Origin of the sequence: Nostoc sp., from assembly GCF_036917555.1 — a bacterium.
GTDB lineage: Bacteria > Cyanobacteriota > Cyanobacteriia > Cyanobacteriales > Nostocaceae > Nostoc.
Genome location: NZ_JBALDD010000005.1, coordinates 67,049 through 90,465, shown reverse-complemented (window position 1 = coordinate 90,465; position 23,417 = coordinate 67,049). Strand labels below are relative to the sequence as shown.

The following is a 23,417-nucleotide window of genomic DNA, read 5'->3' as shown; positions in this document are numbered from 1 at the left end:
ATGATGTAGATGCAACAAACACAATGCGGGGGACGTAATTTGCTACCCTAGCACTGTGTTAAAAAATGATCGATAGGGGGTAGAGATGGAGAGAAACGAGAAATGGGTGACACGGTGAATCGAGAAATAATCAAATACTTTCTCAATATCTCTATGTCCCCATATCCCCGTGTCTCTGTGTCTTTGTAATAACTGCTTCTCGTAGACACCCTAATGACCGTTTATTGAAAAATAGGATGAGCTTCAAAACCAGGAAAATCCTCTTAATATATATCGGCGTTGATTGAAATAATGTGCTAGCGGTGGAAATTTAAACTAAATCGTGGGATTAATCACAAACAGCAACGACTGTTCGTCTATTTCTGGAAATTCAACTTCTAGAGTATAAGTTGGGTTAAGTTGCTCGCAGCCTAACTCTACATTTAAGTATCCCGAAATCGAAGATGTTGTCATTGCTAAAGTGCCACTTCCCCGCAGCGTCAAAGTTCCTTTAACAGGTAACTCAGCTTGAACAAGTAACTTCGTAAGTTTACTTAGAGACTGGTATTCTACTCTGATGTTCAAAGCACCAACACTGGTTAGCCATTGTCTTTCTACCACCGGACTGGTTGCTGAAAGTGGTAGAGTCAGATTTTCCAGCAGTTGTTTAGCTGCTAGCAACGACAAAGCCATCTGTTGACGCGGTTGTAAATCTGAGTAATTGCTCTGAATAGCAGGCATTGCCTCCAGATTACTTACAGACCGATAGGTGCTTCTTAGCACCAATCCAGCTATGTCATTTAGTGCTTGAGACTCATTGGGAAAAAAGTTCTCCACCACTTGAACTAATTTTGCCCCCAACGGCACTGAAGATGTCACTAAAGCCTGACATTGTTCTAGCAATTGCTGGAAAACTCTTTCCGGCAAGCGAGTCGGCAAGGTCAACTTCGACTGTTGTACCATCCATCCCCAGCTAGGAACGAGCGTCATTGACGGTTCATCAACAAAATCAGGATATTCGATTAATTGTGTTTCCCAGGGAAACAACGGCGGGTGGTCTTGGGCTTGAATTTGTAACCGATGCTTAAGGACAGCTTGAAAACGATCTTGCACAGTAGGAATTTCTCCCAGTTGAAAGGTCTGGGGCGTTCCTCCCAATTTTGGCTCACTGCTTTTTGAAGCAGTGGCTTCCTTGAGGAGGTTTTTTACCCCGTCATTTTCCTCACATTCTACCGATTGCTCGTTATTTTTGACATCATCTGTCAATAACCAATCGAGACACCAGTTTTGTAAGGATTCTGAGTCACTATTCATGAGTAGATGCACCTGATCCGGAAACTAATGAGTTACGAATTTCCCAAGCTTGCTCAAGAATTTTAAACCATCGTTTTTGCAGTTGTGCCATTGACAGCCCTAAAGTTTTTGCTATTTTTTCATCAGCTTGTCCTTGTTGCTTCAACTCTAATAAAGACCGTTGCTTGTTGTCCAGCTGTGCTGTGTATACTTGCCATTGCTGAGGAGTTAAGCCCAAATTGGTGTGCAAAGAAGCTTCCAGCCACTCGTGAACTAATTCCCAACGGTGCAACAGGGCGAACCGAATCAAATGATACTTAAAGCGCTGCTGCAAATAATCTCTCTGACGAGGAGTTAAACCTAAAACTGACTCAATTTCCTGGGCTGATAAATCCTGGAGGCGGAGGGAAAAATAATCAGCGCAGTCAGATTGTTGTCGTTGTTCGAGATAATTCATTAATTCCGTGACAACAACAGAGCGCAAGGTGTCTTCTTCGGGTTCGGGTTCGGCTTGTGTTGCCATTGTAGAGCGCAATTGGTGAATTGCTGGTTCTTCCCAAGAACCGTCACCTTCATTATTGCTACCTTCTGCGGCTTGTTCTATATCTACGCTGGTTTCTGGGGGCTGCTGTTGGGAAAAAGTTTGCGCCCGCAGGATAATTAGCTGTTGCTGACGACCTGGTAAGGGAATGCGTCGCTTGCCGTAACGCTCGGTAAATGCCATATACTCGGACAATTCCAAGAGCGTCTGAGGGCGATAAGTAGCACCGAGTTGATTTTCTCGCCGGAAAGCGTTCAACGCCTCTAAATAAAAACTCTGGAGAAAATCTTCAATTATTGTCAGCCGCCCTTGATAGCTCAATTGTCTCTGAGGAGGATTAATATACCGATAAATAATTGCACTCAGAGTACTGTGTAATTCGACTCTGCCCCGATTTGAACCTAACTGATAGTACCTGAGACATTGTTGCAGCCGATGCCGAGCCAAGGTCATCGCCGAGCTTTCTACAGATCCAGAAGCTTGGATACGTTTACTCTCATGACAAATCCGGTAGACTTCGGTGGTAATACGTCTTGCGACATCGTGACAATTCTGTTCCGAAGCTTTGGTTGACTGCTGAAACTCCTTGGACAGGAGTTGAAAGATCGCCTCCACGCCTGTAGAATTTTCTCCCAGAATAGTTGCAGATAGAATAGTTGCGGTTGCGGCTGAATTCATAGTCTCGGTTTTCAAAAGACCCTAACTTACTTAAAGACAACCTGTACGACTGTGGGTATTGGCTGGTTTGGTTTTACGTATAAGCTAAACGCAGGCCAATCCTATATTGAAGATATGGCTGATTTTATTATTCCCAATTCTGATGGGATTGTTCACACTTGATAGATGTTATTGCCATTACCCAGGAGCCGTATACAAGTCATTATGGATTTAGAAGCACAAATTCAATTGCTGATTGACAATGCACCCCGCGATGGTATGACACCACATCTTGTTGCAGCAATTGCTCCTGCCCTTAGAGCGATCGCTCAAAAATTACGCTACTCCCAGTACTATATTCTCCAAAATTTGGAGTCAAGCTGGGTTTTAACTACGTTGAGCAATCGTGCTAACCCAGGATTGGAAAAGCGTGTGATTTACGCTTTCCCTACCATACAGGATGTCTCTCTAATTTCCCCTGCTGGGCTTGACCCTCAAATGCTAGCTAAAATTACTCCTGTCACCCATATTTTGTTTCAAATGGTGGCATTAGAACCCGTAGATAGTATCGTTTTTTTGGAGACGCCGGGTAAGACCACTCATACCGTCGAAGTTCGGCGCACTGAACTAGAAAAACTCATGCAGAAACAGTTACGACAACAGCGATCGCCTAAACAGATACCCCCTGATATTGCATAGAAAAAAGTTGGATGTGGAGTTTTTTAGATACAACCCCACATCCAAAATTTTAAATCTCAAATTTCTTTAAAAAAGTTTTCTAAATCAGTGAAAAAAGAAATTTTTTCTTTGCGTTACACCATGCGACTGACTCAACTCTCGGTGAAACCTAAAATTGTTTAAAAAACAGTTATCAGTGAACATTTTTCCATTTTCAAGTTTTAGTTTCCCAGTGAAGCAAAGTCTCATACTTAAGAACTTTCACATCAAAAAATATCCCATTCTTTATTGTGAGGTTCCCAGTAGCCACAAGCGGGCAAGTCTTTAAAGTGAGCGCTCAGTCGAAGTTTTCCATCCCACAAGTAGTAGTAATTTATTTTTTAGAAATCCCTAAGAACTTCCAAATCAAAACCCCACTTTCTACTTGCTAAATAAGTGGATTAAATCAAACATAAAGCTGCCTTAGTGTGTTCAAGCGTTGCATAACACAACATTTCAGGTTTTCGGTGGGTTACGGAAGCCACAACATACCTACATCTAAATCCCCACTTTCTACCTAAGAACTGATAACTGATTTAATAGAGGCGACTCAGTGTATACTCAGCGATGTTAATCAATGCCTGATGGGATTCTGAGAATGGGAGAACCGCAAGATGTTCAATTGCCAACTTAGCATGGTGAGCAGCTAACTCTCGCGCCTGCTGTATACCTTGACTATCTTGAATCAGTGCTAGTGCTTGCTCTAAATCTCCTTCTTGAGCAAACTCTCGATCAATCAACACTTCCAAAGATGGTTTTTGGGCCAAAGCAAATAAAACGGGTGCAGTCAGATTACCACTTTTGAGATCCGACCCCACTGGTTTACCCAAGGTATCTGTTGTACTGGTGAAATCTAAAATGTCATCAACAATTTGAAATGCTATACCAAAATGACGACCATAGCTATACAGATGCTCAACAGTTTCTCGTGAGACTTCACTGAGCAATCCAGCTGCTTTGGAACTGTTGGCGATTAACGAAGCTGTTTTGTAGTAACTCTTCTCAATGTAAGTTTCAATAGAGATACCAGCATCAAAACGATTTAGTCCCTGCTGAATCTCCCCAGTAGCCAGATCCATAATGACTTCTGAGAGCAGTTTCACCACCTCCAAATTGTCCAAGTTTGCTAAATACCAGGACGATTGGGCAAAGAGAAAATCTCCTGCTAAGATGGCAATGCGGTTCCCGAACAAACTATGAACGGTAGGAACGCCTCGCCGCACGTCTGATTCATCTACCACATCGTCATGTACCAAGCTTGCTGTGTGAATCATTTCTGTAATCTCAGCAAGGCGGCGATGACGCGGTGTAATGTCTTGTTCTAACATTGTTGCCCGCGATATTAGCAGGACAATTGCTGGTCTGATACGCTTTCCCCCAGCTCCGAATAAATGTTCGGCTGCTGCAAACAGAATGGGGTGGCGATTTCCAACTAGCTGTTTTAGGTTATCTGCTAGTAGTCGCAGGTCTGCTTCCACAGGGGTAAACAGGGAGGTGGCTGGGGTCATGGATGGGCGGACTCTGACTTAGGTTACGAAAGTTTACATATCCTATACTCATTTTAAGATAACCCTGTGCCAGCGCAAAGTTTTCATCAGGTAATCCCGTTTTTATGAGTCTATGGGTGATAATTAAGGTTGCCGAGGTTTTTGTCAATAAGCAATTATGCTTAATTTGTGGCCACTCAAACTTTAAACTAACTTAAAACATGAATTCTCAGTACACAAGATAAATGTTAGATTAAATTGTGTTAAGTAGTTTCTCATCTCACCTTTCTTGCCACAGTTCAAAAGATAATTTAAGCAATATTACTTATTGACAAAAAGGAAGTGATTTAATTTCGTTGCCAAGAGTAAGGCTAAATTTCTCCAAATTGAGGTGTAGCTCTTCAAAAAATTTGAAATTTAGCAGCCGAATAAGCTCAAAATTCAGGGTCGTTGTGTTACGCTAAAATATAGGAATTTTAAATTTTGTAAGGTATTTGCACTCCAAAAGTTAAGTCAGCTACTAGTTGATTTTACTGAGTTGGTGTTGTAAGTCTAAAATAAATATTCGTCGGTTAGATTAAGAGAATAAATTCTTTAATTTTTCCTACGATAGGCAAAACTCCTGGTTTGGAGCTGTGTGATATTCCTATGGGAAGCCGCTACACGTACTCAGCACACGTAGAGCGCAAGCATTGCTTTTTTCCCAGCAGTTTGAGCAAAAATAGAGCAGATCAAGTAGACCGCTGAAAATCGTAGTTTTAGATTGCTAAACGGCAAGCTAACTGCTGTGGGATCTATGGTCTGCAAGAAGTCGCATTAGGTTATAAATTCTTTGTCCGTAGAGGATTTTATCTCTATAGGTAATTTTGCCATAGGAAACTACAGTCATCAAGAATGCACTTGCTTGGCTGAGGTTCTACTAATTTTATGGAATTTTATATTCGTTTAGAAGGGTGCTAGTAGAACAATGATTTACGGAAGTATACCTATGATGATTTTTATTTTAGCCTCTGGATATTTGTTCACAGTCTACCTGTTATTAGCACTGGCGAAGCGGACGGGTACAAAGACTGTTTCGACAAGTTTCCCTTCATCTACTGAAGGAAAACACAAGCAGGAGATATCAGTTAATAGTCAATAGTCAATAGTCATTTGTCATTTGTTTCTATAAATGACTAAGGACTAAGGACTAATTAGTTTTATTGGAGTTGGGAAATAGCAATATCGGTGAAGGAAACCTCTTCAACCATTGGGGTATAGCCTAGCCACTGCACTCCTGACTGGGAAAACTGTTGCGGACAACCGCTGACGGCGAACCGAGTTGGTAATGGTAAATGAGTATTTCTTAAACCTAGTAAGTCTAGTTCTTGGGCACAAGCTGCCACAACATGAACAGCTGGATCAATCAACTGAACTTGAGAGGGGAGGAGCGATCGCAGTACTGGTGTAAGGTGGGGATAATGAGTACAGCCGTGAACTAAGGTGTCAATTTCCTGCTCTAATAAAGGCTCTAGGTAGCCTCGTGCGACTTGTGCAGTGTAAGGATCGTGAATGCGGTTTTGCTCGATGAGTGGCACAAACTCTGGACATCCTACTTGCCAGACTTGGACATCAGGAGCAATTTCAAGAATAGCGTGCTTATAAGCATTACTCTTAGCTGTCGCTGGAGTGGCAATTACACCAATCCGCTTTCCTTGCTGCACCGCAGCTTTTGCACCCGGTAGGATTACTCCCAAAATGGGTATGCTGAATTCTTGACGTACGGTTTCTAGGGCTAAAGCAGAACTGGTGTTGCAAGCCATAATTACCATTTTTACCTGCTGCTGTTGTAGCCAGGTAATAATTTCACGTGTAAATCGTAAAATTTCTGCTTGTGAACGAATTCCGTAAGGAAGTCTAGCTGTATCCCCAAAGTAAACAATTGATTCATTGGGGAGTTGTCGATATATTTGTCGTAGTACTGTTAGCCCACCCACACCACTATCAAAGATGCCAATTGGGGCACGTTGGGGTTCTCGATCGGAAAAATCGTCAAGATTCCCTTCAAAAATGGAAGATGAATACACAGGCAGATATAAATTTAGGTTTTGGGATTTAAAATACAGAATTTAGCAGACTATCTCCAAATTGACCACTAAATTCTGCCTGTCAAAGAAGTTTAAATACACCTCTTTAATTAGTAATTTGTACTATATTACCTCTGCTGTAAGTATTTTAGAATGCCACGAGCGATCGCTTCTGCCATCCGATTTTGATATTCTGGTGTTCCCAATCGGGGATTATCCTCGTAACCAGTCATGTAGCCTGTTTCTACCAAAATCGAAGGCATGGAGCTTTTCCTCAGAACATAGAATCTGGCTTTGCGGGTTCCCCGGTCTTTGATAGTACCGATGTCCTGGAGAATAGTTTTACGAACTACTTCAGCCAGGTTGTAACCACTATCGAAATAATATACTTCTAACCCATTGACATCAGGGCGATTATCAACAGAATTAGCGTGAATGCTGACAAACAAAGTCGCATTAACCCGCTTGGCAATATCTACCCGTCCCTGAAGTTCTACGAAAAAGTCGGCATCCCGCGTTAGTATCGCTTGTACACCATTTTGCTCTAAAATTGTTCCCACCCTTTTCCCAATAGGCAGAATTACATTCTTTTCCAAAAGTCCTCCTAGACCAGGGGCACCTGAGTCTTTTCCCCCATGTCCTGGGTCAATAACTACTAGTAATTTCCCTTTAGGAACTGAGGGGCGTGGCTGTGGCTGGGAGATGGGACGGGGATTATCTATGGGATTTGGTAATTGACCTTGGTCTGGTGATGGCAGGGGAGGTAAAGTAATGGGCGGTGTGATGCTGCTAACAGAGCGTCGTAATTCTAAAGCTAAAAGCTGGTCGCCAACCTGGTTGAGTTCCCCAATTTGTACTCCGGCTGCTGGTTGAACTAAGATGGTGACAGTGTTGGATTCTTGTGGTTGCAGGCGTACTCGCAGAATCGGGCTATTAGGATTGAAAGTCGGGCCTGTGACTTTGGGAGCTAACTTAGCATTGTTGATAGTGATGCGGAATAGACCAGAGGTTCTATCCCAGCCTCCTGTAGCAGATAAAGTTTGGTCGGCTCGAATCAGCAGTTGTGTGCCATTATTAGCTAGTTGCACAGACTGAATGCTAGCAGTTGTGTTACTTGGTGCTATGGGACGTGGACTGTTATTTTCAGGCAGCTGGGCAACCCCACGACTGGGTAGAACCACAAAACCACCAGCACTGCTAGTGGTTGCTCGCCAATTTGGACTATTTTCATCTACTTGTAAAGTCAGGCGAACAACAGATGGGCTGGTTTGCAGTTGAGTGAACTGGATACGGCTGACACCATAGCGATTAATCAACAAATTCCGTGGCTCTAAACTTGGTGATAAAGTTGCGCCAGCAATGTCGATGTTAATTGCTTTTTGATCGTTGCTACGATTTACCTGAATCTGAGGATTGCCACCACTTGTAGCAATGAAAAAACCATCACCTGTGACTTGTAAGTTCTTAATTTGAGTAACCCTGGCAACAAGCGTTCCGTTGTTAAGTGGATTTACAGAGCCATTTGTTACCACATTGTAAATATCCCTTTGGGGGAATGCTGGTGTAGATGTTCTGGGTGAAGTATCAGTGGCTATAGCTTGTTCTGGTTGTCCCTCAGTGTTTCTTGCGGGTACATTATCGGCTTGTGGCGTAGGTAATTGCACTGTCCAGCGATCGCCACTTCTACCCACAAATTGCACTCGTTTAGGGTCTAAACTATAACCAGGAGTCAGTTCAACCACGATGCGCGTTGTTTGTTCGTCAAACTGTCCAACACGGATCGAACGAATTGCACCGCCCACTTGTTGGGTTAGCTGTGGGCGACCAAATGAAGTTCCTGGTAAATCAATTACTAAACGAGTCGGGTTAAAGATTAATTGTGCTTGGGGTTGAACATTCCCTTGAGTATTAAATTCCAGCCTGTTTTGATTAGCATCAAAACGCCAAGATTCAAGTCTCGCGGCCATTGCCGGCGACGATAGCATGAAGATGGTTCCAATAGTACTGGATAGTAACCAGCGTAATTTCACAGTCTTTATCTCCTGATTCACATTTATGGGAGCCGTCAACATCTCAACATATTGGCTAATCCTCATACCGTCACCGCGCACACTTGAGTTTTGCGCTGTTATTTAAGACACAGCTAATGGCGTAAAATATAGCACGCTCCTCTGATTTTGCCATGTCATTAGCCTATATAAATTTGACTGCAAATTTTAAATTTTAGATTCCCGATTTTAGTTTTCTGCCAGACTAGTGTCCTGCTACATTAACACCTGTTGTAGGTGATACAAATCCAAAATCCAAAATCGTTCGACTGAGCGTAGCCGTACCCCTCCGGGGAAGCAAGTTACGCGTAACGTTCTCCAGGAAAGTATAAAATCCAAAATTTGTTGACTTGCAAAGTATCAAATGACAATAACAAAGAAGTCACTCCTATCCCGCCACAAGAATACTTAAATTGTTTTACTACTAAATTGGATAAAAATGGTAAAGATTAGATGTACTTATTCAACAATTTAAAAATTTAGACTAAATTACTTATCTTCTCTTGAGATACTGAAGAACGCCACGAGCGATCGCTTCTGCCATTTGATTTTGGTAAGCTGAAGTTCTGAGCCTAGCCATATCCTGTCGACCAGTCATATAACCCGTTTCCACGAGAATAGAGGGCATAGAACTTTTTCTGAGGACATAAAATCTGGCTCGCCGCACTCCCCTGTCTTTGAGAGTACTAATACTTTGAAGAATGCTACTACGGACAATACGAGCTAGATTCAGTCCGCTGTCGTAATAATAAACTTCCAATCCATTAACATCAGGACGACTCGCACCTGCAGAATTAGCGTGGATGCTTACAAATACATCAGCATTCGCTCGCTCTGCTAATTGCACCCGTCCCGGAAGGGTAACAAAATAGTCAGAATCCCGCGTCATAATTACTTGTACGCCATTTTTCTGTAGAATCTCAGCAAGTCTCTTACCAATAGGCAAAATAACATCTTTTTCGCGCGCCCCCCCAATACCAAGCGCTCCTGAGTCTTTACCACCATGTCCAGGGTCAATAATGACTACCACTCGCCCATTGGTAACTCGGCGCAGTGGTTGGATTATGGGTTGAGGATTTGGATTGTTTGGGTCTGGGAATGGCCCGTGGTTTGGCGGTGGTAGCCCAGGTAAAGCAAAGGGTGGCCTTCCGGGGAGGGTGACAACTCGCCGAGAACCTAGTATTGGTACCAAAAGCTGGTCGCCGATTTGCTGGGGTTGCCCAAGTTGCACTCCGCCTGCTGGTTGAATTAAAACAACCACTGTATTAGATGCTTGAGGTTGCAGACGTACCCGAAGAATGGGGCTATTGGGAGCAAAGGTTGGCCCTGTAACTCTGGTAGCTAACTTGGCATTGGTAATTGTGACGCGGAAGATACCTGAGGATCTATCCCAGGTTCCCGTAGCAGATAAAGGTTGGTTGCCTCGAATTAGCAGTTGTTTGCCATTATTGGCAAGTTGCACAGACTCAATTGTTGATGGCGAGTTATTGACAGATGCTCTACTAGGAAAGGAAACGGCTTCTGACTGATTGTCGGAATTATTACTTCCAGGCAATCTGACAATCCGACTAGGTAGAACTATCAAACCACCATCGTTACTATTAGTTGCTCGCCAATCTGGGCTATTTTTATCTACCCGCAAAGTTAGGCGGACACCAGGAGGTTGGGTTTGCAATGAGGTAAATTCGACGCGGCTAATACCATGTTTGTTAACAGGTATATTCCTCTGCTGCGTCAGACGTGGTGATAAAGATGCACCAGAGATATCAACGAAGATGGTAGCGCGATCGCGGCTGCGAATTACCTGAATTGGAGGATTACCACCACTGGTACGAATGAACAACCCATCACCTGTTACTGTCAAGTTCTCAATTTGAGTTGCCCCTCGTGTAGTAGTGGCAACCCTTGAAATATTAGGTTGAGGTTCGGAATCTGGGGTAACAACAGTGTAAGCACTTCTGGGAGATGAGATAGGAGATGAGGCTACTCTATCGACTGCTGGCTTCGGTAATTGCACCGTCCAGCGATCGCCAGTTCTACCAACAAATTGCACTCGTTTGGGGTCTAAAGTGTAACCAGGAGTCAGTTCGACAACTATGCGTGTTGTATCTACATCAAACTGTCCAACACGGATTGAGCGAATTCCACCACCCACCTGTTGGGTTAACTGCGGACGACCAAATGTAGTTCCCGGCAAATCAATTACCAGCCGAGTTGGATTAAAAATTAATTGTGCTTGGGGTTGAACTGCTCCCACAGTATTAATTTCCAGCCTGTTTTGATTGGCATCAAAGCGCCAAGATTCAAGTCTCGCGGCCATTGCTGGCGACGATAGCATGAAGATAGTTCCAATAGTGCTGGGTAGTAACCAGTGTAATTTCACAGTTCTTTCTCCTAATTCACATTCATGGGAGCTGTCAATATCTCAACTCATTGGTAAATCATCACACCATCACCACCTCAACTTGACCTTTGAATCCCTTTTTTGATTTTTAAGCTGGAATTTAGACACACTTAAATCATTGAACGGGTTTCAAATTCAGTTTAAATCCCCATGCGAAACCTTCTACCTTTATAGGTAGAGAACTCTGACTCCCAATAAAGCTAGAAAACTGATAATTGATAGCTGTTTACTGATAAGTGTTTGTTCTTTGTTGGCATTGATGCACTGAGTAAATAATTCCCATTACTGTCAAACGATCTAGCAAAATTTATGGATGTTACTCCCCAATTATCTGAAAAATATTTAGATAAAGGCTCACAAGCCGAGGGAGACTAGAAATTAAGTAACATTCTGAATGCTGGTAGAAATTATAAACAAATGATTATTCTACAATCACATAGGACGGAGATTTGAGGATAGAAGTTTCCACTGCACAATTGGGAGCAAGGGAGGAGAGAGCAGGGGAGCAGAGGAGAGAAAGAGCAATGTCCAATGCCCAATGCCTCATTTCCCATGCCCAATGCCCCATTCCCCATTCGCAATAATTAACGATCGCCAGAATCTGGAGTTACTCCCAAATTGCCGCTGTCATTTGATGCTGGCACCCTTGACTGAGGTGGTTCAATTACCAACGAAGTCCCAGAGGAACCGTCTAAGATTAGTTGCTCTGAGCTTCCGTCCACGGTTTTTGGATCTGGAAATACAAATCGTAACAAGGGAGGAGCTAAAAAGGTTGTCAAGATAACCATCATGATAATTGCTGCCCCTAATGGTTTCGAGAGAGCGCCACTGGCAGCGCCGACACCAGCAAACACTAACCCAACCTCACCTCTGGGAATCATCCCTACACCGATCGCTAAACGGTTGATTCCCGGTTGACCAAACACGCTTAAGCCTGTGATTACTTTACCGAGAATGGCTACTGTAATCAGGAAAGTTGCCATAATTAGACCTTCACGATTGTCGGGAATTGCTGGGTTTAAAACTCCTAAATCGGTTTTTGCCCCAACAGTCACAAAGAAAATTGGCACTAATATATCGGCAATGGGAGATACTTGCTTTTGCAGTTCTTTACGCTTATCTGTCTCTTCTAGGACTAAACCTGCTGCAAAAGCTCCCAGAATTGCTTCTAAGTGGATGACGGCAGCAAAGTATGCCATCGCAAAGGCGAAAATGAATGCTGGGATTACTAGTCCACCGCGTGTTTTAAGTTGATCGGCGATCGCTACAAAGGACTTATTGAAAACATTCCCTAGTAGGATTGCTCCCAAAATAAAACCAGTGGCGCTAATAATCAAATAAATGACTTTGCTGACATCCACCACGCCGTCTTTAGCTAGGCTAGCTACTACCGCTAAAACGATGATTCCCAGTACGTCATCAATTACCGCAGCACCCAAAATAATTTGCCCTTCTTTAGAATTGAGCCGCCCCAATTCTGACAGCACCTTGGATGTCATCCCAATACTAGTAGCAGTCAAAGCCGCCCCTGCAAAAATTGCGGGTATAGCGCTAATACCAAACAAAGTCATCAGTCCCACAGTCCCAGCGGCAAAGGGTACTGCTACCCCAACTACTGCGACGACAGTGGCTTGGATACCAACTGCCATTAAATCTTTTAAATTCGACTCCAAGCCGATTTCAAACAGCAGAATGATCACACCTAATTCTGCCAAAACGGAAATGACCTCGGACTGGGCTGCAAATACGGCTGGAGCGGCTTCAGGCGTTAAACCAGCAGTGGTTTGAAGGAAGGACACAATCAAAGAATTAGAACTGTCTGTGCCGCCTTCTGGAAAGACTAAAAGATGGAAAACAGAGATGCCAATTACCACACCGCCAACGAGCTCGCCTAAGACAGGCGGCAAACCCACTTGGTTTGATAACTCTCCACCAACTTTGCTGGCGAGATAAATGACTACTAAGCTTAGTAGCACTGCTTCGACTACCATTGAACTGTCTGCGGCTTGTGTTGCGCCAGCCAGCAGAGGAAAAGAGAAGTTGATTGGTTCTAACAAATGCATTAGGTTCTCTGAAAATCCTTCTCTTTGATTTTGACGTGTTTCTGAAAAACATCCTATGAAGACATAATCTGAATTCAAAATGAATACAGTGTAAACGTTTCATTTACGCTGTGCAGTATTAGTAAATTTTTTTAGTATCCAAAAATGTAACCATTTCTGCTTTTGACGATTGCAGTGTCAAAGTAAGAACATACAAATCGTATCTGGCGATCGCACTTGAGTTGTGAAAAACTTGTGGTGGCTGTTGACTCTCAACGACCACCAGAAGATTGCTACATACGTTTATTCAAAACATCTGTGGATACTTTGAGGAGTGCAAATATGATGACTAGAGCCGCTTTACCCGGTTCTCAGTTTCCATCGGGAAACTTGTGGAAAATACTGCCTTTAGCAATGCTTTTATGTACGACTTTCGTACTACCCGCATTCGCACAAGAAAAAGATAAATTGTGGCGAACACTTAGTGTCAGTGGTCGCGGAGTCGAAACAATTCCGACAACTCTGGCACAAGTCAGTTTAGGAGTGGAGATTCAAGGGAAAACAGCCCAAGAGGTACAACAAGAAGCCGCTCAGAGGTCATCGGCTGTGGTTGCGTTTCTCAAGAGCAAAAATGTTGAAAAATTACAAACCACTGGTATCCGGCTCAATCCGGTTTACAGCTATACCAATAATGTGCAGCGGATTACAGGCTATGCTGCCGATAACACTGTAAGTTTTAGAATTCCTGTTGAGCAAGCTGGGACATTATTGGATGATGCAGTCAAAGCCGGTGCAACACAAATTAATGGCATTAGTTTTGTTGCGAATGATGAAGCGATCGCCGCTGCTCAAAAACAAGCATTAAAAGAAGCTACTCAAGACGCGCGGCAGCAAGCTGATGCCGTTTTCAGTGCTTTGGGTTTTAAATCCAAAGAAATAGTAAGCATTCAAGTTAATAATGCTAGTGCACCTCCACCACCACCAATGTTTTTACGGGCTAACGCTGCGAAATCTGCTGATGTTTCCACCCCTATTGTTGGTGGTGAACAAGAAGTAGAAGCATCAGTGACGTTGCAAATTAGTTATTAGTCATTTGTCATTAATCCTCTCTTACAAAGTCTGATCGCCGGAAGCCGGCGATCAGACTTTGCGCTTTGTCATTTGTAAAGGCAAAGGACTAATAATCAATGCCCAATTCCCAATTCCCAATTAAAAATGTTCTGAAGACATATCTCCTGTACCGCTTTCTGCATCTCGCTTAGAGCCTAATAAATCTAGCTGATCTACTTGGATCACGGGTGATGAGCGGTTTGCTCCTGTTTGGCGATCGCTCCATGTGTCAAACTTCAGAGAACCTTTGACAGCAATTTGCTTGCCTTTACGTACATAATTACCTGCCACCTCCGCCGTTTTTCCCCATAGTTCCAAATTAAACCAGTCGGTATGTTCACCTTCTTTTGTGCGACGATTTACGGCTAGTGTTAATTTACACACAACCTTACCAGATTCAAAATATTTTATATCAGGGTCGCCGCCTACACGACCAACAAGGGTGACAATATTAATACTCATCGTGTTACCTTTCAGTACAAACGTACTTAGCAATTTCGACTTTCATCATAGCGAATTGTGAAAGACTTGAAAATAATGTGTTAAACAGTTAACAATATAATTGACTTGAAAATTTATACACACTATTTGGAGTAAACACATAAAAGTATACGGATATACTAATCTAACCAGAGAATATCAAAAAGTACAGTGCTTGAGACATACTAAGTATTTCTGGGAATCATATAAAAATATTGTCTAGTTTACTCAACTTAGGATACAAACATAATCGAATCAAGCACGATTAACTCTTACCGTTGTAGTCAAGAAGTATCGCACATAGGGGGCTTACAGGCGCGTGGGTATTTTTAAGAACTTTCGCACATCATGGGATATGGGTATCGACCTCGGTACCGCAAACACCCTGGTTTATGTATCTGGTAAAGGTATTGTACTACAAGAACCTTCTGTAGTTGCTATCGATGTCAACGAAAAGGTTGCACTAGCAGTAGGAGAAGAAGCCAAAAAAATGCTCGGTCGCACACCGGGAAATGTGATTGCCCTCCGTCCTTTGCGGGATGGGGTAATTGCTGACTTTGATATAGCCGAGCTAATGCTGAAAAGCTTTATTCAGCGTGTAAATGAAGGTAAATCTTTGATTTTACCCCGAATCGTTATTGGTATTCCCAGTGGCGTCACAGGAGTAGAAAGGCGAGCAGTGATGGATGCAGCTCACCAAGCAGGAGCAAGAAAAGTTTATTTAATCGATGAACCTGTAGCTGCGGCCATTGGTGCAGGACTACCTGTTGCTGAAGCAACTGGCAACATGATCATCGATATTGGTGGTGGGACAACAGAAGTTGCAGTGCTGAGTCTTCAAGGTACGGTAATCAGTGAATCAGTACGCATTGCTGGAGATGAACTGACTGATGCGATCGTTCAGTATATTAAGAAAGTTCATAACTTAGTCATTGGTGAACGTACTGCCGAGGAAATCAAGATTCGGCTTGGTTCTGCCTATCCGACAAATGATGACAATGACGCCATGATGGAAGTCCGAGGCTTACATCTGCTTTCTGGTCTACCACGAACTGTAACAATCAAAGCCCCAGAAATCCGTGAAAGTATGTTGGAACCGCTATCAGTAATTATAGAAGCTGTGAAGCGGACACTAGAACGTACACCGCCAGAACTGGCAGCAGACATTATTGATAGAGGTATTATGTTAGCTGGTGGCGGTGCTTTGCTTAAAGGCATAGATACCCTCATTAGCCATGAAACAGGGATTATTACCCACATTGCTGCCGATCCTTTGAGTTGTGTTGTGCTGGGAACAGGTCGTGTGTTAGAAAACTTTAAACAGTTGGAACGAGTTGTTACCGAAAGCTCTCGCAATATGTAGCGAAAAAATATCAGAATTGAGTTCTATTTGAGTTCTATTTGGGTTCTATATAAATAGAATCCAAGTAGAACTTAATTTATATAAGTATATACGGGTATATATGGTGACAATACGGCGTTGGTGGGATCATAAAGGGTTGCAAATTGGGTTGTTAGCTTTAGTACTTGGTAGTGCTTGGATATTGCGACAGACTCAAGCTGAACTAGTGCTTGAGACATACCAGGCAATTACCCGTCCATTGGAGATGTTGCAGTCAGGGCCAACTCCAGAAGAACGTCTTAGAGATGCCCGGATAATGGAATTGCAAACCCGTATAGTAGATTTGGAAAGTCAAAAGACGAAGTTACAAGATTTATTAGGCTATGTGGAAAAAGAGCCGCTGGCATCACGGCCAATTCCAGCACGGGTGGTAGGACGTAGCGCTGACCAGTGGTGGCAACAAGTTATGCTGAATCGTGGTGCGAGTGCAGGGATTCAGGAAGGCTTCATAGTCAAGGCAGAAGGCGGATTAGTGGGTTTGGTGGAGAGTGTAACTCCCAATACTAGCCGCGTGTTGTTAATCAGTGACCTCAAGAGTCAAGTGGGTGTATCAATTAGCCGCACAGCAGCTAAAGGCGTTTTGCGAGGAGATTCTTCTGCTGAAGCTGTACTGGAGTTTTATGAAAAAGTTCCAAATGTTAAAGTAGGAGATTTAGTTTCCACATCTACTTATAGTCAGAAATTTCCCTCTGGTTTGGCAGTAGGACGAATTAAGTCGCTGGATTTAAAGAAACTCCCAGCATCAGTGGCAAAAATTGAGCTTTTTCCGCCAATCCGCTCTCTCGATTGGGTAGCTGTTTATCCCAAGCCAGAAAACCAAGAGTCGGCAAATCAAGTACCGCAAAAGTCTAAGTAAATTATTTGAAAAAATCCATAGAAAAATGAAGATTCCTGCATTTGGTGGTAGCAGGCAGAAAAAGCCAAAATCGTCAGAGCGAAAATCGAAATTCCGAATCCAGCCGCTTGCTCGTTGGCATCCCGGTATACGTCAGTTGCTGGGTTGGATAGTGACGGCTAGTTCTGTACTGTTATGTTTACTATTATTACCAACCCGATTCCCAGGTATGGAATTGTTGGGAATTGGCCCTAACTGGCTATTAATTTGGGTGGTAGCTTGGAGTGTGAAGCGCACGGTGTTTGCCGGAGGATTGGCAGGTATAGTTTTGGGGCTACTTCAAGATTCAATGACATCACCTAATCCGACTCATGCCATCAGTTTAGGTATAGTGGGGGCTTTAACTGGTCTGCTCCAGAAACAGCGTTTTATCGAAGAAGATTTTATTTCGATTGCTGTAATTGTCTTTGTTTTAGCAGTTTTGGCAGAAACTATCTTTGGGTTGCAATTAACTTTGCTCGGCAATGAGCGCAAGGTGACAGATATTTGGACATATTACCAGCGCGTCGCTCTTGCCTCTGCCATTCTGAGTAGTCTGTGGGCACCTGTGGTCTATTATCCGCTGAATCTTTGGTGGCAGCGGATGAAATTGTTGGAGCAATAGTAAAGGGAGTTAGAGACGCGATTAATCGTGTCTGTATAAGAGTTAGGAGTAGAGATGCGATTAATCGCGTCTGTACAAGAGTTAGGAGTTAGGAAAGGGATAGGTTACAGGTGACAGTAAAGAAAATTATCTTTTGTACCCTGTAACCTAAATCTTTATGGAATTTGGGCAACCTCTGGCAATATGGATTCAAGCTACAGTGAAACTGTAAGTGTGAATATTACAGGCTCATGTAAGTTTAAACAGCCAATAATAGCGCCTAGATATTACTGTTTAATTATCAGGAGCAAAGCGCGATTCTCTTGTGGAGAGGCTGCGCGATCGCGTGCAGAATATTTACAGTGTTGCCTAAAATTATGGATAATTCCCCAGTGGTCGCTCAAGCAGATGCATCCTTACCAAATTACACTCAGGAAAATACACCAATAGTGGAGTCAGCGGCTGGCTCGAATTCACCACCGAAGCAAAAGATAGGAAGTGACTTTGACTCTCGCATGATGCTGCGGTGTTTGGAACTGGCTCGCCGTGCTTTAGGACGGACTTCGCCAAATCCGTTAGTGGGAGCGGTGATTGTCAAGGATGGCGAGATTGTCGGCGAAGGGTTTCATCCTCGCGCAGGTGAGCCTCATGCAGAAGTGTTTGCCTTAAAAGCAGCAGGCGTTGGCGCAGCCTCTCCTCAGGAGAATCGCGCTCGTGGTGCAACAATCTATGTCAGCCTCGAACCTTGCAATCACTACGGACGTACTCCCCCTTGTTCGGAAGGATTAATCGAAGCAGGGGTGGCAAAAGTAGTAGTGGGTATGGTTGACCCCAATCCACTGGTAGCTGGAGGTGGCATTGCCCGTTTACGAGCAGCGGGGATTGAAGTGTTGGTAGGAGTAGAAGAGGACGCTTGCCGTCAGCTAAATGAAGCTTTTGTGCATCGCATTCTCTATAAGCGACCTTTGGGAATTTTAAAATATGCTATGACTTTAGATGGCAAAATTGCTACTACCTCTGGTCATAGCGCTTGGGTGACAAGTCAAGAAGCCCGCAGTGAAGTACATCTAGTGCGGGCGGCTTCTGATGCCATAATTGTCGGCGGTAATACAGTCCGACAAGATAATCCTTACTTAACCAGCCATCAGGTAGGGGCACATAATCCCCTGCGGGTGGTGATGAGTCGCCATCTCAACTTACCGGCAAGTGCCCATCTGTGGCAAACTGCGGATGCTCCAACTTTGGTGTTGACACAGAACGGTGCTAACCCCGATTTTCAAGAACTGTTGCTCAAACAGGGTGTGGAGGTGGTGGAATTAGCATCACTTACACCGGATAAGGCAATGGCGTACTTATATGAGCGAGGTTTTTGTAGCGTGCTGTGGGAGTGTGGTGGTACTTTAGCAGCTAGTGCGATCGCTCAAGGAGCAGTGCAAAAAGTTTTGGCATTTATTGCCCCAAAAATCATTGGTGGTAATATTGCTCCCACACCAGTGGGCGATTTAGGTTTTACTACCATGACTGAGGCGTTGTCATTAGAACGCGTTCGTTGGCGTGTAGTAGGCTCTGACTGCTTAGTAGAAGGTTATTTTGCCCCAAAAGCTAATAGTCAACAGTAATAACACTTGACGATCAATCTATTTATTTTGATTTTGCGTTGGCGTAGCCCGCCGTAGGCATCATGAACACTGGCGTTCATGGGCAATATCACGTATAAGGGCTAGCCGAGATTGAATGTAGTGGCATAGAAAGTCAGTTTCGTTAGAATCTAACAACACTTGCGTTTCGGTTTGTTTTACTAACCACTGCACCAAGCTAGCATCATCCAGTTGTAAGAGGAGCTTGGCTTGCGCGGTTTCAACCACTGACCAAAGCTGACGCATGATTGTAGGAGTCATCAGACCTCGATTGAATAATGAGCTATTAGCTGTCTTTAGATTACCCAATTCCGATCGCAATTTACGACATGAATGTAGAAGCTGAGACAAGTATTATTAAAAAGTTAATAATGGTATTTATAACTTTATGAAGATTAAGAATTTGAAACTCAGTTTGAAAATGGGTATAAGGTATTGGGTATGAGAAATACAGATTTTCAAGAATTAGAGGATATTTTAAAAGGGTATTTGCTTTCACAACAATCGCAGTATAGAATCTCAGTACATGGCTGAAACCTTGATTTGTCTTTGCATCCAATCAAAATCAAAAGAGTCAAATTATACTTTTCAGGACTTTTAAAGTCACCTCTTGTGTAGGCAATTCATTAGAGCTTACTATCTATTTTCTTGGAAAATCGGATGCATTTTACGGACTATTTTCAAAACCTCGTTTCTTGCCTTATAGCTACACCAAAGGAAAATTGCCCAAGTCTGCCAACTCACTATTATATAACTATTTTGAGTCCCTAGCATAATGGCAATAACTATAAATCCCGTTACTAGGTTTAGGGCACTAACTTCGCCAGAAAAATTCCTATTACTTGAGACAGCTTTGGTCAATTCCAGCTTAATTCTGCCAAATTATTAGCAATAGCTAGTAAAGGAAATGTTAAAAATATATCATTAAGACATTAACACTTTTTGGCTGTAGATGGACTCACAAAATTATGTAAATCTATATCCCAAATGCTGATATAAATAAAATCACATTCTTGGCGGATAATCTGACCTTTGACTGAGCCATTTTTAAAACTAAAATTATCAGATTGGCGCTGTTGTACCTGTTTGAGTCCCTGCTTAATTTCTTCAGTGGCTTGCCCTCCTAACATTCCATTCAAGGTAGTCTCCATTAACTGTGGGTCTACCGATTGGGCAAAAGATACCTCAGTTTGGCGCAGCGTTTTGGAATTACGATCAAATAAGTAGCCAAGGTCAATTTTGTTTGGCACTAGTTTGTAAACGATAGCACGAGTATTGCCCCATGCACCTCTTAAATCCTGATTTGGTTTGCCAAGAGTAGCTTCTACGGCGCTTCTTGGTGTACCTGTAGTAAATGCGGGAACGCTTTCTCTAGTGGTAGCTAATTTACTAGGCAGCTGATCGTTGTTTTGTGGTGTGGAACGAACTTCTGGTTTGGGAACTACCCTCGTCTGATCCTTTAGTTCTGGCTGTGGTGTGGATACTGCTATCGGTGCTGGAGTATCTGAAGTGAGAGGCTCTTTTTCTGGCTGTGGTATGGGTACAACTGGTGAGCTAGGGATAACTGGAACTGGAGAAGTTTGGGAGGAAACGGGCGGTTCGGTAGATGCAGAAGTGGGAAAAGATTCTGGCGATGGTGTGGGATTTGTGCCAATGGTTGTTTCTGGTTGTTGCTGACGAATGATGTTAGGAATTGCTACTGCACCAATCAAGCCGCCTATCAGCAAACTGCCAACAATCACAGCAGATTTTTGCCAGTTTGCAGGAGTGGAAGACCCTGGAATCGCAGAATTGTTTTGCGGAGAATATAATGACTGAGCTTGTGGAGTCAATGCAGTGGAAGAAAAACTAACTGTGGAAGTATTTGCAGCTAACTCAGGAGGTATATTACTAATAGATTGCAGGGCATATAGCATTTTACTGGCAGTGCTGTAGCGATCACTAGCATGAGGCTTAATTGCCTGATTGAGTACCGCCGCCAATTGGGAAGAGACATGAGGGGCGTGCTGCTGCCAAAGTATTTCCCCAGTTTTTAGATCGGTTACTAGTTCTTGCGGGCGTTTACCAATTAGCAGATAAATTGCCGTTAAACCTAAGCTGTAGATATCAGTGGCATAAACTGGGCGGCCAACGGCTTGTTCGCTAGGCATATATCCAGGCGTACCAATAACAAGCGATCGCGTGGGGTATCCTGGAGAATTCACCACTGAACAGATTGTTTGTTTAACTGCACCAAAATCAATCAAAACTGGCTCGTTATCAACAGAACGCAGAATAATGTTATCTGGCTTGATATCCCGGTGAATAATGCCTTTGCTATGAATATAATCTAAAACTGAAAGCAGACTCAAGAGAACTTGCCGAACAGCAGTTTCACTCTCAAATCTTTTGGCTTCAACAATTTTTGTCAGGGTTTGGCCGTGAATCCATTCTTGGACGAGGTAAAATTGTCCATTCTCAGAAAAGTAGGCGTAGAGTTTAGGAATTTGGTGACTACTTTCACCCAAATACTCCAAGGTTGCGGCTTCCCGTTCAAACCGTTGTTGGATAAGTTGGTAGGTTTGCGGGTCATTATTGGTTATCGGTTTTAGTTGCTTGATTACACAGCGACGGCGAGAAGGCATGTGGACATCTTCTGCTAGAAAGGTTTCACCAAACCCACCTGCACCGATTACCTGGATAACTTGATAGCGATTGTTCAGCAGGGTTATTGTCATGAAAAATTATAAGCGTAGACACCCAGTGCGGAGCCGGAGACTTCTTGTCTTCTCCGAACTTGTCGTCAGACATCGCCCTTTCCAAATGTACATCAGATGAGTGAAGCCAAGGCGAATATACTCTGATGAAATTAAATATGCGTTATCTAGAGACGTAGCACTGCTACGTCTCTAGATGCTTATGTTTAATGCAAGCTGATGCATTGGTATCGCAGAGTCTTCCCAAATTTAATTTGCTACGAATGAATGAAATACTGTACTAATTGAACTCTATAGTCTCAACAAACTCTAAAATACTTTCTTTGATGTCTTCAGCCTCTTCCTCAACAGAATCGGGAGTTTCACCGTTAATAAAGCTGTGCTGACTACTAACTATATACAAAAATTCCCCACTGATAAAGGTGAGCAAGCCCCGGTACGCATCTAATCTGATCGCAGTTCCATTATTTTCTTGCTTAGAAATTGTGGAACCTTTGGGCATATCAATTAACACGTAGTAAGCACCTCGCAAAGTATTTTCCAGATATTCGGTGTATTCCACAGAAGCATCTGGTACATTGGCAAAAATCGCTTGGGGTACATACTTGTCTACTAAAATTGTTTGTAAATATTCTTCTTGGCCAACAGACTCCAATTCCTCTAACTGTTCTAAGGGGAAAGGATAATAATCGATTCTCAGTAAAGTACCGATGTCATCAGAAAAGCCAACTACTCCTTCCTGGCTTTGAATTCTACCACCCTGCTGCAGTTCAACCGGAATCGGTACGGTAAAATTACCTAAAGGAGATTGATATGTCTGTTCGCTAAAATCTTCAATGACCACTGTTTCATCATCATCGTCGTCTGCATATTCTTCATCTTCTGCTTCTTTAAAGGCTGCAATTACCTCCTTGATGATTTCCTCTGCTTCTTCATCCTCAAGTTCTAAAGCTGCTTGTAGCTTTTTCAGGTAGACTTGTTTCGGTTTGGGGATGGCGAGTTCATCGTCTAAAAGCACTATTACCCCAGCAGCAAAACCATCTAGCACTAATTCATCTGAGAGAGATACTTTGGCCGCATTAAACAGGGGCCCAATTCCTTCTTCTTCTGCAATGGAGATTAGTCTATCAACTATTTCTGCAATTTCATCTTCTGAGTATTCCTCAAAAACCTCGAATTCCCAGAGGATACCCGCTAAACTTTCTGCATCTATCTCTTCAATAAATGAATCAGCGATCGCAGTCACAGTTGCGATCGCCGCCACCGCTTCCTCTGGACTTAGTGATTCCTCTGATGTCTTTGGTGAGTTAAAAACCTTGTCATATTTGGTCATAATTGCTACCTAAATTAATTCCTTGATAGTAATAACAGATTGAAAGT

18 protein-coding genes are annotated in these 23,417 nt (G+C 43.1%); 7 read left to right on the top strand and 11 right to left on the bottom strand.

Annotated elements, in window-relative coordinates:
* Positions 1-315: 315 nt before the first annotated feature.
* Complete coding sequence (locus tag V7K60_RS01510; RefSeq protein WP_334922378.1) at positions 316-1,293, bottom strand: PatU; 978 nt, start codon at positions 1,291-1,293, stop codon at positions 316-318.
* Entirely contained in the window at positions 1,286-2,491 is a 1,206-nt protein-coding gene (hetZ, locus tag V7K60_RS01505) for a heterocyst differentiation protein HetZ (RefSeq protein WP_334922376.1), read from the bottom strand. The genes V7K60_RS01510 and hetZ overlap by 8 nt, the downstream gene beginning before the upstream one ends.
* Positions 2,492-2,695: 204 nt before the next feature.
* On the opposite strand from hetZ, the gene V7K60_RS01500 reads away from it, so the two are divergent.
* Entirely contained in the window at positions 2,696-3,169 is a 474-nt protein-coding gene (locus V7K60_RS01500) for a hypothetical protein (RefSeq protein ID WP_334922374.1), read from the top strand.
* 554 nt (positions 3,170-3,723) lie between these two features.
* Here V7K60_RS01500 and sds read toward each other — a convergent pair.
* On the bottom strand, positions 3,724-4,695 hold the full coding sequence (gene sds / locus V7K60_RS01495; protein ID WP_334922372.1) for a solanesyl diphosphate synthase: 972 nt from the start codon (positions 4,693-4,695) through the stop codon (positions 3,724-3,726).
* 967 nt (positions 4,696-5,662) lie between these two features.
* Between sds and V7K60_RS01490 the strand changes: the two genes are divergently transcribed.
* A complete protein-coding gene (locus tag V7K60_RS01490; RefSeq protein WP_334922412.1) occupies positions 5,663-5,815 on the top strand; it encodes a hypothetical protein in 153 nt (50 codons plus the stop codon).
* A gap of 58 nt (positions 5,816-5,873) precedes the next feature.
* On the opposite strand, the gene murI is transcribed toward V7K60_RS01490, so the two are convergent.
* The 4 genes from murI to V7K60_RS01470 form a co-directional block, all read right to left on the bottom strand.
* Positions 5,874-6,740, bottom strand: a complete 867-nt coding sequence (gene murI / locus V7K60_RS01485) for a glutamate racemase (RefSeq protein ID WP_334922370.1) — start codon at positions 6,738-6,740, stop codon at positions 5,874-5,876.
* 128 nt (positions 6,741-6,868) lie between these two features.
* On the bottom strand, positions 6,869-8,770 hold the full coding sequence (locus V7K60_RS01480) for an N-acetylmuramoyl-L-alanine amidase (protein WP_334922407.1): 1,902 nt from the start codon (positions 8,768-8,770) through the stop codon (positions 6,869-6,871).
* 511 nt (positions 8,771-9,281) lie between these two features.
* Positions 9,282-11,171, bottom strand: coding sequence for an N-acetylmuramoyl-L-alanine amidase (locus V7K60_RS01475; RefSeq protein WP_334922368.1), 1,890 nt, complete (start codon positions 11,169-11,171; stop codon positions 9,282-9,284).
* A gap of 605 nt (positions 11,172-11,776) precedes the next feature.
* Positions 11,777-13,255, bottom strand: a complete 1,479-nt coding sequence (locus V7K60_RS01470; protein WP_334922366.1) for a cation:proton antiporter — start codon at positions 13,253-13,255, stop codon at positions 11,777-11,779.
* A gap of 324 nt (positions 13,256-13,579) precedes the next feature.
* Here V7K60_RS01470 and V7K60_RS01465 point away from each other — a divergent pair, with 324 nt between their 5' ends.
* Positions 13,580-14,323, top strand: a complete 744-nt coding sequence (locus V7K60_RS01465) for an SIMPL domain-containing protein (protein WP_334922405.1) — start codon at positions 13,580-13,582, stop codon at positions 14,321-14,323.
* 120 nt (positions 14,324-14,443) lie between these two features.
* Here the strand turns inward: V7K60_RS01465 and V7K60_RS01460 are convergent, their stop codons facing one another.
* Positions 14,444-14,806: a single-stranded DNA-binding protein gene (locus V7K60_RS01460; RefSeq protein WP_334922364.1), complete on the bottom strand. Its 363-nt coding sequence runs from the start codon at positions 14,804-14,806 to the stop codon at positions 14,444-14,446.
* 373 nt (positions 14,807-15,179) lie between these two features.
* Between V7K60_RS01460 and V7K60_RS01455 the strand changes: the two genes are divergently transcribed.
* The 4 genes from V7K60_RS01455 (at position 15,180) to ribD (ending at position 19,323) form a co-directional block, all read left to right on the top strand.
* Positions 15,180-16,187 carry a rod shape-determining protein gene (locus V7K60_RS01455; protein WP_194040314.1) on the top strand — a complete coding sequence of 336 codons (1,008 nt, stop codon included), beginning with the start codon at positions 15,180-15,182 and terminating at the stop codon, positions 16,185-16,187.
* Positions 16,188-16,287: 100 nt separating this feature from the next.
* Entirely contained in the window at positions 16,288-17,082 is a 795-nt protein-coding gene (mreC, locus tag V7K60_RS01450; protein WP_334822363.1) for a rod shape-determining protein MreC, read from the top strand.
* 25 nt (positions 17,083-17,107) lie between these two features.
* Complete coding sequence (mreD, locus tag V7K60_RS01445; protein WP_334922362.1) at positions 17,108-17,725, top strand: rod shape-determining protein MreD; 618 nt, start codon at positions 17,108-17,110, stop codon at positions 17,723-17,725.
* Positions 17,726-18,081: 356 nt separating this feature from the next.
* A complete protein-coding gene (gene ribD, locus V7K60_RS01440) occupies positions 18,082-19,323 on the top strand; it encodes a bifunctional diaminohydroxyphosphoribosylaminopyrimidine deaminase/5-amino-6-(5-phosphoribosylamino)uracil reductase RibD (RefSeq protein ID WP_334922360.1) in 1,242 nt (413 codons plus the stop codon).
* Positions 19,324-19,383: 60 nt separating this feature from the next.
* Here the strand turns inward: ribD and V7K60_RS01435 are convergent, their stop codons facing one another.
* The 3 genes from V7K60_RS01435 to V7K60_RS01425 form a co-directional block, all read right to left on the bottom strand.
* The gene (locus V7K60_RS01435; RefSeq protein ID WP_163937100.1) at positions 19,384-19,602 is read right to left on the bottom strand and encodes a hypothetical protein; all 219 of its coding nucleotides are present in this window, start codon (positions 19,600-19,602) and stop codon (positions 19,384-19,386) included.
* Positions 19,603-20,273: 671 nt separating this feature from the next.
* Positions 20,274-22,058: a protein kinase domain-containing protein gene (locus tag V7K60_RS01430; protein WP_334922358.1), complete on the bottom strand. Its 1,785-nt coding sequence runs from the start codon at positions 22,056-22,058 to the stop codon at positions 20,274-20,276.
* A gap of 259 nt (positions 22,059-22,317) precedes the next feature.
* Positions 22,318-23,370, bottom strand: coding sequence for a hypothetical protein (locus V7K60_RS01425; RefSeq protein ID WP_334922356.1), 1,053 nt, complete (start codon positions 23,368-23,370; stop codon positions 22,318-22,320).
* Positions 23,371-23,417: the final 47 nt, after the last annotated feature.